This window comes from Lachnoclostridium sp. An181 (genome assembly GCF_002160325.1).
Lineage (GTDB): Bacteria > Bacillota > Clostridia > Lachnospirales > Lachnospiraceae > An181.
In genome coordinates, this window is sequence record NZ_NFKJ01000001.1 from 124075 (window position 1) to 137036 (window position 12962).

Here is a 12962-nt window from a genome sequence, read left to right on the forward strand (position 1 = left end):
ATTTTAAGGCAAAAAGAGGGAGTTACACAGCCTCTGCCGTGCAAAACCCTCTTTTTCATTTATTTTTCCTTGATATATCCTTTTGCGACAAGTGTCTCCGCACAGAGAACTGCTCCGCCGGCTGCTCCTCTCACTGTGTTATGGGAGAGCCCCACAAACTTGTAATCGTACACTGTATCTTCCCTGAGGCGTCCAACAGAGATTCCCATTCCATTCTCAAAATCAACGTCCAGTTTTACCTGCGGACGATTGTCTTCTTCCATGTACTGGATAAACTGTTTCGGTGCACTTGGAAGCTCCAGCTCCTGCGGAAGACCTTTGAAGTTTACCAGTTTTTCGATCAACTGCTCTTTTGACGGTTTCTTTGCAAATTTTACAAATACGGCTGCAGTATGCCCATTGAGCACAGGCACACGGATACACTGTGTGGTGATGACCGGTCCCTCAGCTTTTTCAATTTTTCCATCCACAACTTTTCCCCAGATCCTAAGCGGCTCCTGCTCACTCTTTTCTTCTTCTCCGCCGATGAACGGGATGATATTTTCCACCATCTCCGGCCAGTCCTGGAATGTCTTTCCTGCTCCGGAAATCGCTTGATAAGTTGTTGCCACTACTTCCACAGGCTCAAACTCTTTCCACGCTGTCAGAACAGGTGCATAACTTTGAATGGAACAGTTTGGTTTTACTGCAACAAATCCGCGGTTTGTTCCAAGGCGTTTTTTCTGTGCTTCGATCACCTCAAAGTGTTCCGGATTGATTTCCGGAATGACCATCGGCACGTCCGGGGTCCAGCGGTGCGCGCTGTTGTTGGACACAACCGGAGTCTCTGTTTTTGCATAAGCATCCTCAATTGCTCTGATCTCCTCTTTTGTCATATCCACTGCACTGAATACAAAATCAACGCCGGATGCCACCTTTTCGATTTCATTGACATTCGCCACAACCAGATTTTTGACACCTTCCGGCATTGGTGTCTGCATTTTCCATCTGCCTCCCACTGCCTCCTCATAAGTCTTTCCTGCAGATCTTGGGCTTGCGGCAACTGTTACAACTTCAAACCAAGGATGGTTCTCCAAAAGAGAGATAAATCTTTGTCCTACCATTCCTGTCGCTCCCAAAATACCTACTCTTAATTTTTTTTCCATTGTTTCACTCTCTCCTTTATTTTAATTTTTCTTCAGATATTCTTGTTCTATTTTTATCACATATTCCATGGCCTCTTCTCCCGGAGCACCGATGGTATTGCGTTTATCCACACAAGTTTCCAGGCTCACTGCTTCATAGATATCTTCCTCAAAAACAGGGGAGATCTCTTTGAATTCACTCATTCCAAGCTCCTCGATCGCCTTTCCCTCTTCTATACAGTACAAAACAAGACGTCCGATGATCCCATGGGCATCCCGAAATGGGACTCCGCGGTTGACAAGATAGTCCGCCGCATCCGTTGCGTTCGTAAACCCGTTCTTTGCACTGTCGGCCATAACATCTTTTTGAAATTTCATCGTCTCCAGCATGCCCGTGAACAGAGACAAGCATCCTTTCACTGTATCAATGGCGTCAAATACAAACTCTTTATCCTCCTGCATATCTTTGTTGTATGCAAGCGGAATTCCTTTCATCGTAGTGAGCAAAGATGTCAGTGCTCCGTAGACGCGCCCGGTCTTGCCTCTCACCAGTTCTGCGATATCGGGATTTTTTTTCTGAGGCATGATACTGCTGCCTGTACTGTAGGCATCGTCAATCTCCACAAATTGATATTCATTGGAATTCCAGATAATGACTTCCTCTGAAAACCGGCTCAGATGCATCATCACCGTGGATAACGCACTCAAAAGTTCGATCAGATAATCCCTGTCCGAGACTGAATCCATACTGTTAAGCGTTGGTCCCGCAAACTCAAGAAGTTCTGCAGTGTATGTTCTGTCCAGAGGATAGGTTGTTCCTGCAAGAGCACCTGATCCCAAAGGACAGTAATTCATCCGTTCATAAATATCGGACATCCTTCCTCTGTCTCTTTTGAACATCTCAAAATAAGCTCCAAGGTGGTGCGCCAGCGTGATCGGCTGTGCCTTCTGCAGGTGCGTGAAACCTGGCATATACGTTTTTATATGCTCCTTCATCAGTCTTAAAAGAACTTCAAGCATTCTCTTTAAAAGGCAGTCAATCTCTTTAATCTCGTCTCTTGTATATAATTTCATATCCAGGGCAACCTGGTCATTTCTGCTTCTTCCTGTGTGAAGTTTCTTTCCAGGCTCCCCGATCCTTTCTATCAACACTGCCTCCACAAAACTGTGAATGTCTTCATACTGTTCTGTGATCGTCAGTTTTCCTGTCTTTACGTCCTCTGCAATTCCATCCAGACCATCCAGAATCGCCTGTTCTTCCTCTTTTGTCAAAATCTTTTGTTTTGCAAGCATCTTTACATGTGCTTTGCTGCCCCTGATGTCCTGCTCGTAGAACTTCTGATCAAAAGAAATCGATGCGTTGAACTGATAGACAAGCTTATCCGTCTCTTTCGTAAAACGGCCGCCCCATAACTGTGCCATGGCAACTCCTCTTTTCTCAAAAATGTACGAATCTTAGTTTAGCATACCCATTTCCCATTGTCCAGATTTTATCGCTTTAATTTACAAAAATGCAAAATTCCACCCCTACACAACATATCGAAACGGCTGTAGCAAAAGACCCACAATATACATCGCTGCTTTTTTTAAAAACGGGATGTTCTCAACCTCAACATGCTCTGGGACCTCATACTCTTTCTCATTGACCACTTTTCTGCTGTCATGTTTAAACTCTTCCATATGTCCTTCCAGCTCATTTGCCAGCCTTTTGCTTTTTACCACAAGCATTACTTCTGTGTCCATATAAGTGCTGCGCAGATCCATATTGTAAGAGCCCACGATGGAAATCTCTGAGTCGATGACCATACTTTTTCCATGCATGGAGGTTCCTCCATCATACTCATAAATCTGCATTCCCGTCCCTACAACATCCTTTTTATTCCAAAGGTAATCGCTCGATGCCACAAAATTGTCTCCATTTTCCACGGAATTTATGACAATCTCTGCCTTTGGCACAGACGACTTCACCTCTTTTAATTGTTGGTACATATAGTCATTACAGACAATATACGGTGTGTGAATCTGTACACTTTCTTTTGCCTGTTTCATCAGATCACAAAGATTCGCGAACACTTTTGGCTCTTTCCCGTAAATCCCTGTAGGATTGGCAACAAGTTTGATTCCATCTGTTTCATATGTTTTGTTTTTATAATAGTTCGACTCTTCAAACAAGTGCGGATGCTCTTTTTTTATTTTGTCGTACCGTTCCTCCAGCTCTTTTCGCATGGCTTTAACTTCCTTTTCTTCTGCAAGGTCGCTGTCATCATGAAAAAGTTTGCACTCCTCCATATTCCACACTTCATCAAAATATGACTCCACCTCATAGAGGGAACTTTTGTTCTTAGGCTGTCCGTGATTTTCATTGTAGATCAGCACTTCCCTGTCATGGCTTTTACTCTTTGCCTTGTACTCACCGATAAAATAATCGAACATATTCCTTCCGCCGAGAATATATCCGATATCATCCACGATCACATATTTATCATGCATTCTTCCCTGCAATTTCCACGGCATTGCCAGATTGATCGGATTGTATATCTTCATTTCCACGTTTGGATAGGAAGAAAGCGCATAGAAAAGTTCCTCCCCTTCCATGCGCAAAAATCCGCTGATTCCATCCACAAGAATACTGATTTTCACGTCTTCCTTGGCCTTTTCCTGCAGAACTGCCATTATGTCTTTTGTACTCTGTCCTGGCCTCATGTCAAAAGTGGAAATGATGATCCTTTTCTTTGCCATATTCAAAAGGCGGATTCGTTCATCCCAGGCACTCTGATTGGTCTCCAGCAGCATTGCCCTGTCTTTTACTCCCTCTTGGGCAGCAAAAGAAGAAAGATCAAACGACTCCACATTCGTAATCTTTCGATATCTTGCAAATGGAATCATGGCGCCCGCGAGATAAAGCACTATCACAAAAATTACATATAAATACCACTGTCTTTTGAAATGTCTTTTCATCTTTCCTCCTATTTTTTTATTTCCTTCATCCTGTCGCGGTATGAGAACTCGCACCCACAGTAATCCTGCCGATAAAGTCCGTACTCTTTTGAGAGTTCAATCGAGCGCTTGTATCCGTTTTTCTTCTTGAAATCAGACGGAAGATAGGCAATTGCAAGTTCATTCGCTATCTTCTGTCCAATTTCATTGAGTTTCTGAGCATTTTTCATAGGACTGATGCTCAATGTAGTCGTAAAATAATCCATACCACATTCTTTTGCTATCTCTCCGGCCTGTCTTAGTCTCAGTTCATAACAGCGGAAACACCGCTCGCCGCCTTCTTTTGCCTGCTCCAGCCCTCTGGAAATTTCCATAAACTTTTCTCTGTCATAGTTTCCTGCAATAAATGATATGGGATGTTTCACCTTCATACTCTCGATCAAAGTCTGTTGCTCTAAAATCCGTTTTGTATATTCGCTTTCCGGAAAAATATTGGGATTGTAGTAAAATACGGTTATCCGGAAATACTGGGATAGATATTCCAGCACATAACTGCTGCAAGGCGCACAGCAGCTGTGCAGCAGAAGGCTTGGCACTCTGTCCTCTTTTCTTATATTATCAAGTAGTTTTTCCAATTCTTTCTGGTAATTCATATTCCAGGGTTCTCCTTTATGTAAACTTATTCTATTATACCCCTCCCTGTACATACACAGCAAGCACACTTTTCTTATATTTTCATAAACTAGATGTAGATACCAAAACAAGAAACGGAGGCTTTCCATGGAACCACTGTTGGAATTAAAACATGTGTCCTATTCTTACCATACCCCGGAAGGCGAAACCGCTGCTCTTAAAAACATCACATTTTCAGTTGCGCCAGGAGAATTCACCGCTATCGTGGGACCGTCCGGATGCGGCAAATCCACACTTTTGTCGGTCATTGCCGGATTGATACCAGCTGAATCCGGCGATATTTTTTTTAATGGCAGACCTTTAAAAGAAAGCTCTACCAATATCGGCTATATGCTTCAGCAGGACCAGCTCTTCGAGTGGCGCAACATCTACCACAATGTGTTGCTCGGTCTGGAAATCCAGCATATGCTAACAGCAAAAACAAAACAGTATGCAAAAGACCTTTTGAAAACTTACGGTCTGGAGCAATTTGAAAATTCCAGGCCGTCTGAACTTTCCGGAGGTATGCGACAAAGAGCTGCCTTGATCCGCACCTTGATCCTGGAGCCTGAACTCCTTCTTCTGGATGAACCTTTTTCTGCACTTGACTATCAGACAAGACTGTCCGTCGGCGATGATATCGGGCAGATTATACGCAGGGAAAAGAGGACTGCCATTCTGGTCACACATGATTTGTCAGAGGCCGTCAGTCTTGCAGACCGCGTCATTGTACTGACAAAAAGACCGGCCATCATCCGCCAGACCATTCCGGTCTTCTTTGACCTTGACAACGATACACCGCTGAACCGGAGGAATGCCCCTGAATTCAAGTATTATTTTAATCAAATCTGGAAGGAGCTGAACGATGATGGAAGTGATTAGCAACACCCACAAACATTACCTGAAAAGTCTGCGAAGACATCGTTTCATTGTACGGATATGCAGGTGTCTGATCCTGGTTCTTTTTCTTGGGTTGTGGGAATTCGCTGCCATGACCGGAATGATCGATTCCTTCATCTTCAGCAGTCCGAGAAAAATAGCGCTTTGTTTTTGGTCTATGGTGGAGGATAAGAGTATTTTTCTCCACATCGGCGTCACCTTGTATGAAACTCTCATCAGTTTTGCCCTTGTCATCATCTTCAGCATTTTGGCAGCCACCATTTTGTGGTTTTTTCCAAAACTATCCGAGATTCTGGAACCATACCTGGTTGTCCTTAACAGTCTTCCAAAATCTGCTCTCGCCCCTCTTCTGATCGTATGGCTCGGAGCAAACACAACGACCATCATCGTAGCCGGAATGTCTGTGGCAGTGTTTGGAAGTATTTTAAATCTTTACACAAGTTTCCAGAGGATCAGCAAAGAAAAAATCAAATTAATCTACACTCTTGGCGGAAACCGCGGGCATGCCATGACAAAGGTCATCCTGCCGGCCTCCGTTCCTTCTATCATAAGCAGTATGAAGGTCAATATTGGACTGTGCCTTGTGGGAGTGATCATCGGTGAATTCATCGGGGCCAGACAGGGACTTGGTTATCTCATCATCTACTCTTCCCAGGTATTTAAACTCGATTGGCTGATCATGTCCATTATCATCCTATGTATCATTGCCATGGTGTTGTATCAGCTCATCTCCATCCTGGAAAAATGGTGCAAAAAGAAATTTTAATATGGTAATATATGGAAAATTTTAACAATTTCCCGTTTATTTGGCTACTATCAGTTGTTAATTTAAAATCTAATTTTGTTATACTCATATTTTCCTATAACTGATACAATATATACAGTAGGGAGTGGACAGAAATATGAAGAATTTGAAAGACTTGCGGCTGGCGCGCGGTTTGAGCCAACAGCGGCTGGCAGACCAACTGCATTTAAGTCAGCAATCCATCTATAAATATGAAAACGATTTGTCTGAACCGGGAATTGAAATTTTAAAAAATATTGCCGATTTTTTTGATACCTCTGTAGACTATCTTATCGAGTATACAGACTGCCCGAGAAAATACGACACCTTCAATGAAACGGATTTAAACACCCAAGAGCTGGAGCATATGCGGATGTACCGTCTTCTGCCTCCGGATGTCCGTTCTGATTTTGATTCTCTGATGGAAAAATATGTAAGGGAGGATGATGCCTAAGGTCATCCTCCCTATCTTTATATTCATTCATAAATATAAAAAAATCACGCTCATTTCCTTGATTTCCTTTTTAGAACCTTTATAATAGAACTTATCATGTGCCGAAAATTCAGCGGCTGCTTATCAGGGAGGTAGTTATCAATTATGAAAAAATCAGAATTTCAAAAATTATATCCTGCACTTGTAAACAGAGCAAAACAGGAAGCACTTGCAGAACTCGAAAAATCTTTCGCACAGGTTCTCTCCGGAAAGGAAAGTCCGGAAGAACGCATGGCAAAAATGTCCGGAATTGCACTTTCCGTTTCTTTCCATGCATCTTCCCAGCTCATTTACGATGCTCTTTTAAACATGGGACTTTTGGAAGAAGATTAAAAATGCAAATAAGGAAGATACTGTCAGGAGAGATTCTCTCCGGGTATCTTCCTTTTATTTTTGAAATCTAAAACGGGGTTCCTTCCAGATCATACGGGGTTGTCTGATATACATAATAATTCAGCCAGTTCGTGTAGAGGTTGTTCGCATGCGCTCTCCAGCGAAGCAATGGCTTTTGTGTCTCGTCATCACCCGGATAATAATTCTTTGGCATCTCTACATCGTCCCGCTTTCCTTTATCCCTCATATATTCATTGTGTAAAGTCATCCTGTCATATTCCGGATGTCCCATGACAAAAATCTGCCTGCCCTCTTTTGCCATGGCAAGGAACACGCCTGCCTCCTTTGATTCAGCAAGGATCATAATGTCTTTTACTTCTTCAATCTTCTCTTTTGAAACCGTTGTGTGCCTGGAGTGCGGTGCCAGAAACACATCGTCAAATCCTCGCACAAGTGGAATCCTTCTGTTTTGCACTTTGTGCTCAAATAATCCAAAGAGTTTCTTTGGCAAAACTTCTTTCTGAATCCCATAATGATAATAAAGTGCTGCCTGAGCTCCCCAGCAGATGTGAAATGTGGATGTGACATTAGTTTTTGTCCATTCCATGATCCTTGTCAGCTCCTGCCAGTAATCCACTTTCTCAAACTCCAGCAGCTCCACCGGCGCACCGGTGATAATGAAACCATCAAATCTCTCCTGACTGATTTTCTCAAACGGCACATAAAACTTATTCAAATGACTGATAGATGTGTTCTTAGATTCGTGACTTGACATATTCACAAAAATCACGTCAACTTGGAGAGGGGTATTGGACAGAGAGCGCAGAATCTGCAGCTCTGTATCTTCTTTCAGAGGCATCAGATTCAAAAGTCCGATTTTGATCGGTCGGATATCCTGATGCGTCGCCCTGTGCTCATCCATCACAAATATATTTTCTTTTTCCAGTATCTCTCTTACCGGCAAATCATTTTGCACTCTGATTGGCATTTCAATTCTCCTTTTCTCTTTCCTATATTTTTTCGTCGTTTACGTAAATACCCTCGTCGGTCACTCTCCCGCCCTCCTGATATTCTTTTGTCTCTGTGGGCAGTTTTTTGACGCCGAGCCTATCATCCAGCCATGTTTCGATTATATAGTAGATCACCGCAAATGTAGGAACCCCCATGACCATTCCTGCAAATCCGAACAGTCCCCCTCCAAGCAGAATGGAAAACACCACCCAGAATGCAGACAGCCCGGTGGAATCTCCCAAGATTTTCGGACCGATCACATTTCCATCCAGCTGCTGAAGGATGAGAATGAAAATAATAAAATACAGTCCTTTTACGGGATCATTCAAAATAATGAGTACTGCGCTTGGAATCGCTCCTATGTAAGGTCCGAAAAACGGAATCACATTCGTCACTCCCACGATCACGCTCACCAGCACAGTATACGGCATATTTAAAATACTCAAACCAATAAAACAAAGAATTCCGATGATCAGGGAATCGATGATCTTCCCGATAATAAAACCTCCAAAAATTTCATTGCTCTTTCTTGTAAGATGAATGAATATATTTGCATGTCTCGGAGAAAACAACGCATAAATACATTTCTTTGACTGCGCAAGAAACAATTCCCTGCTAAACAGAACATAGACCGAGACAATGACTCCTATTAAAATATTCATGATTTCCCGAAGAAGATTGAGGACACCGACCGTCAGATTGGACATCAGGATATTTGTCTGTCTTAATAAATCTGTCTTCAGCCAATTCTGCAGCATATCCGCACCTTCATTGAGCACATTTTTGATAAACATCCCGGTTGTCGTCTCATCTGTCTGCATCTTATCCAGTTTGTCTGCCCAATCACCAATTTGTCCCGGCAAGGTGAAGACCATATCTCTGACACTGCGGTACAGTTCAGGGATCACCATATTCAGAAGCATCACCAGTGCGGCCACCGTCAGGATAAGCGCAAGAAAAATCCCAAGAGCTCTGGAAATCTTTTTTGCCTTTTCTTTACTGGCAAGCCTGTCCTCCATGACTGGATAGAACCAGGATTCCATAACCTTCACAAGAGGATTGATAAGATACGCGATCACAAGTCCGTAGATCACAGGTTTTGACACGTCAAATATCTTCCAGAGAATATCCGAAATCACCGGCAGTCTCAAAAGCATAAAATAGAAAAGCACGCTGGCGGCAACGACAAGGAAGGCGGTCATTCCTCTGCTGAAATGTTTTCTTAGTATTGAGGAGGACTTCCTGTCCATTTTCTGACCGGTATCATAAAATCCCAGTTTATTATTCTCGTTCTTTTCCTGATTTTTCATGATACCCTCCTTTCTTCTCAAGCAAGACATATTGCTTATTATACAACCCCGCAATTCTCTTCGTCAACCCCGGGAAGCCTTTGCTCCCAGCGCTCCATGTGCAGGATTTGTACATCAAAAAGACGGATGCCGGCAGCATCCGCCTCTGTTTGTCGTACCTATCTGCACTGAAAGCTTGCACACTCCGTGTCCCCACATTGACAGGCGCTGCTGCCTTCCACGCTGATCTTTCCTGCTTCGCATCTGCATTCTTTATTGTACATACATTCTGTGGCTTTACAGTCAATGCTTGCACATGGGGATGCCTCCCCGGTCACATTGCTCTGTACGTCCCCTTTTCTCTCAACAAAACTGCCACAGCATGTCTCCGCAGCTTTTTTTGCATCGTCTCCCTGAACACAGATGGAATCCAAATCACAGTAAAACTGTTTGTTGTGCATACAAGTCTGTACTGTACATTTTAACTCAGGCATTGTCATTTCCTCCTTTTTCATATTCAGAAATAGCATGCCCTGCTCTTTTGATTTTATTCCTCTTTTGCTTTTGTTTCACGCACAAGTTTTTCGTCAATTTCTTTTTTTATACTATCGATAAATTGTCCAAGGTCTTTCTGTCCTTCATCTCCTTCAAATCTGCTGCGCACGGCAACCAGGCCCTCTTCCTCTTCCTTTGCCCCTACGACAACCATATAAGGAATCTTGTTCAGCTGTGCCTCCCTGATCTTATATCCAATCTTTTCTGCGCGCAGATCGATCTCAGCTCGGATACCGGCCTGATCGAGCTGTTTTAACACTTTTTCCCCGTAATCTGCAAACTTATCTGAAATCGGAAGCACTTTTACCTGCACCGGCGCAAGCCATGTCGGGAATGCTCCTGCAAAATGCTCGATCAAAATTCCGATAAAACGCTCAATAGAACCAAATGCAACGCGGTGGATCATGATCGGGCGGTGTTTTTCACCATCTGCTCCAATATACTCCGCCTCAAATCTAAGCGGCAACTGCATATCCAGCTGAATCGTTCCGCACTGCCATGTTCTGCCAATAGAATCCTCCAAATGGAAATCGATCTTTGGTCCGTAAAATGCCCCGTCTCCTTCATTGATGACATAGTCCATGCCCATCTCGTCAAGAGCACCTTTTAAACCTTCTGTTGCAATTTCCCAGTCCTCATCGCTGCCCATGCTGTCCTCCGGACGTGTGGACAATTCCACATGGTATTTAAATCCAAACAGACTGTACACTTCATCAATGAGCCCTGTAACACCTTTGATTTCCTCTTTGATCTGTTCCGGAGTCATGAAAATATGGGCATCGTCCTGTGTAAAGCATCGTACGCGGAACAGTCCATGAAGTGCTCCGGATTTTTCATGGCGGTGTACAAGTCCAAGCTCACCGATGCGCATCGGCAGATCGCGATAAGAACGCGGCTCACTCTGGTATACGAGCATTCCTCCCGGACAGTTCATCGGCTTGATCGCATAATCTTCCTCATCAATGACAGTGGTGTACATATTGTCTTTGTAATGTCCCCAGTGTCCGGATGTTTCCCAAAGTTTTCTGTTCAGGATGATCGGAGTGGAAATCTCCACATACCCATGTTTTTTATGAAGCTCTCTCCAGTAATCCAGAAGCGTATTGCGCAGAACCATCCCTTTTGGAAGGAAAAACGGGAATCCCGGGCCTTCCTCCCGCATCATGAACAGCCCAAGCTCTTTGCCAAGCTTTCTGTGATCCCTTTTCTTTGCCTCCTCCAGCCTCACGAGATATTCATCCAACTCAGCCTTCTTCGGATATGCAGTACCGTAAATTCTTGTCAGCATCTTATTCTTCTCACTGCCTCTCCAGTAAGCTCCTGCAAGACTTGTAAGCTTGAAAGCTTTTACTGCCTTTGTGTTCATCAGATGCGGACCTGCACACAAATCCACAAATTCGCCCTGCTTGTAAAAACTGATCTCTTCTCCTTCCGGTAAATCTTCGATGAGCTCCACTTTATAAGGTTCCTGTCTTTCTTTCATAAAGGCAATGGCCTCTTCCCTTGACTTTGTAAATCTTTCGATCGGAAGAGCCTCTTTTACGATTTTTTTCATCTCCTTCTCAATTTTTTCCAAGTCTTCTGTTGTAAACGGAGTGTCCCTGTCCACATCATAGTAGAATCCGTCTGCAACTGACGGTCCGATTGCAAGCTTTGTCTCCGGATACAGTCTCTTGACCGCCTGTGCCATAATGTGAGATGCAGTGTGACGAAATGCTCCTTTTCCATCCTCATCCTGGAAAGTTAAAATCTGAAGTTCACAATCCTCGCATACTTCTGTCCTCAAATCAACCAGTTCCCCATTGATTCTTCCAACGGTTGCCACTCTTGCCAATCCTTCGCTTAAATCAGCTGCAATTTCAATCACTGTTTTCTTCTGTTCATATTCTTTCACAGAACCATCTTTCAATGTAATCTTCATCTGTTTTTCTCCTTAATATTTAAATTTTTATTTTACAATCCATGTCCGGATATCTTTTGCACCTGCATATTTTTCCAGATACTCTTTTCCATACTCCATCGCTTGTTCCAAATCCTTATTTTGGGAAAAGGAATAAATCATCGTAAGGATTGTCCGGAATCCCTCTGTTATCATCGCCCGCTCCGAGTCGCTTGTGGAACTCCCCACTGGCCCCCTTTCATCGCAGATGAGGGGAAGTCCTTCAATGTTGAGCTCTTCCTTGCCAATTCCTTTATAAGTTTCGTTTGGCATTCCAATGCGCAATATGAGATTCCCTTCCAATTTTTCTGTGTCATAAGAGCCGACAGAAAAACCAGACTCAATAGATATCAGATTGTTTGCGTCCACCACTGTATTTACCTGATAAAGACCTTTTCCCTGGCCAACACGACGGATAAGTGCCTCCGAAGATACCCGATATCTGCTTGGGTCTTTGCCAAACGCTTTGTATGCTGACCTGGATTCCCTGATATTTGGAAATTCATTAACACTCAGGTCAAACAGACGGTCTCTTACTATTTTAAATGTCTTCTGTTTCAGATATTTCCATAACTCTTCATTTTTCTTCTCCACATTTGTGGTGTAAAGAAAACATCCAAGTCTTGTGTCCGGCCACTTTTCTTTCAATGCTCCATCAATGACGATTTCCCTTGCCATACACATCCTCCTTTTCTTCTGAAATGAAAAGGGAGGTCCGCAATACTTCCTCAAAATATAATAAAAATCCCCTGCAATGAATCACTTCACTGCAAGGGACGAGTATCATAATCTCGCGGTTCCACCCCGCTTGTCTGTACTTGACAGACCTCTCTTTATGACGATAACGGAATCACCGGGCAGGTTCTCTGCCGCTTCGAGGTGGTCTTCAGCTGTTTCCCAAATAAAGGACTTCCACCAAATGTCC

The 12962-nt window shown here is 43.4% G+C and carries 13 protein-coding genes and 1 other annotated feature (1 of these 14 running past the window's edge); of the genes, 4 read left to right on the plus strand and 9 right to left on the minus strand.

Features of this window, described 5'->3' with window-relative positions; genetic code table 11:
• Positions 1-59 precede the first annotated feature (59 nt).
• The 4 genes from asd to B5F18_RS00580 form a co-directional block, all read right to left on the minus strand.
• Complete coding sequence (asd, locus tag B5F18_RS00565; protein WP_087155719.1) at positions 60-1145, minus strand: aspartate-semialdehyde dehydrogenase; 1086 nt, start codon at positions 1143-1145, stop codon at positions 60-62.
• A 21-nt stretch (positions 1146-1166) separates the two neighbouring features.
• A complete protein-coding gene (argH, locus tag B5F18_RS00570; protein WP_087155720.1) occupies positions 1167-2546 on the minus strand; it encodes an argininosuccinate lyase in 1380 nt (459 codons plus the stop codon).
• Between the two features lie 105 nt (positions 2547-2651).
• A complete protein-coding gene (locus B5F18_RS00575) occupies positions 2652-4082 on the minus strand; it encodes a phospholipase D family protein (RefSeq protein ID WP_087155721.1) in 1431 nt (476 codons plus the stop codon).
• A gap of 8 nt (positions 4083-4090) precedes the next feature.
• Positions 4091-4714 (minus strand): epoxyqueuosine reductase QueH, encoded by a 624-nt coding sequence (locus tag B5F18_RS00580; RefSeq protein WP_087155722.1) that lies wholly within the window; start codon positions 4712-4714, stop codon positions 4091-4093.
• A 127-nt stretch (positions 4715-4841) separates the two neighbouring features.
• On the opposite strand from B5F18_RS00580, the gene B5F18_RS00585 reads away from it, so the two are divergent.
• The 4 genes from B5F18_RS00585 (at position 4842) to B5F18_RS00600 (ending at position 7243) form a co-directional block, all read left to right on the plus strand.
• Positions 4842-5615 (plus strand): ABC transporter ATP-binding protein, encoded by a 774-nt coding sequence (locus tag B5F18_RS00585; protein ID WP_087155723.1) that lies wholly within the window; start codon positions 4842-4844, stop codon positions 5613-5615.
• A complete protein-coding gene (locus B5F18_RS00590) occupies positions 5602-6399 on the plus strand; it encodes an ABC transporter permease (protein WP_087155832.1) in 798 nt (265 codons plus the stop codon). The genes B5F18_RS00585 and B5F18_RS00590 overlap by 14 nt, the downstream gene beginning before the upstream one ends.
• 136 nt (positions 6400-6535) lie before the next feature.
• On the plus strand, positions 6536-6871 hold the full coding sequence (locus B5F18_RS00595; protein ID WP_087155724.1) for a helix-turn-helix domain-containing protein: 336 nt from the start codon (positions 6536-6538) through the stop codon (positions 6869-6871).
• Positions 6872-7015: 144 nt separating this feature from the next.
• Positions 7016-7243 (plus strand): hypothetical protein, encoded by a 228-nt coding sequence (locus B5F18_RS00600; RefSeq protein WP_087155725.1) that lies wholly within the window; start codon positions 7016-7018, stop codon positions 7241-7243.
• A 67-nt stretch (positions 7244-7310) separates the two neighbouring features.
• Here the strand turns inward: B5F18_RS00600 and metA are convergent, their stop codons facing one another.
• The 5 genes from metA to B5F18_RS00625 all read right to left on the minus strand — a co-directional run bounded on the left by metA (position 7311) and on the right by B5F18_RS00625 (position 12715).
• Positions 7311-8231 (minus strand): homoserine O-acetyltransferase MetA, encoded by a 921-nt coding sequence (gene metA / locus B5F18_RS00605; protein WP_087155726.1) that lies wholly within the window; start codon positions 8229-8231, stop codon positions 7311-7313.
• A gap of 22 nt (positions 8232-8253) precedes the next feature.
• Positions 8254-9564: an AI-2E family transporter gene (locus B5F18_RS00610; RefSeq protein WP_087155727.1), complete on the minus strand. Its 1311-nt coding sequence runs from the start codon at positions 9562-9564 to the stop codon at positions 8254-8256.
• Between the two features lie 158 nt (positions 9565-9722).
• Positions 9723-10037 carry a DUF1540 domain-containing protein gene (locus tag B5F18_RS00615; RefSeq protein ID WP_087155728.1) on the minus strand — a complete coding sequence of 105 codons (315 nt, stop codon included), beginning with the start codon at positions 10035-10037 and terminating at the stop codon, positions 9723-9725.
• A 53-nt stretch (positions 10038-10090) separates the two neighbouring features.
• Positions 10091-12019: a threonine--tRNA ligase gene (gene thrS / locus B5F18_RS00620; RefSeq protein ID WP_087155729.1), complete on the minus strand. Its 1929-nt coding sequence runs from the start codon at positions 12017-12019 to the stop codon at positions 10091-10093.
• Between the two features lie 27 nt (positions 12020-12046).
• Positions 12047-12715, minus strand: coding sequence for a B3/B4 domain-containing protein (locus B5F18_RS00625; RefSeq protein WP_087155730.1), 669 nt, complete (start codon positions 12713-12715; stop codon positions 12047-12049).
• A 91-nt stretch (positions 12716-12806) separates the two neighbouring features.
• Positions 12807-12962: a binding site (T-box leader), on the minus strand; it runs 48 nt beyond the window's last position.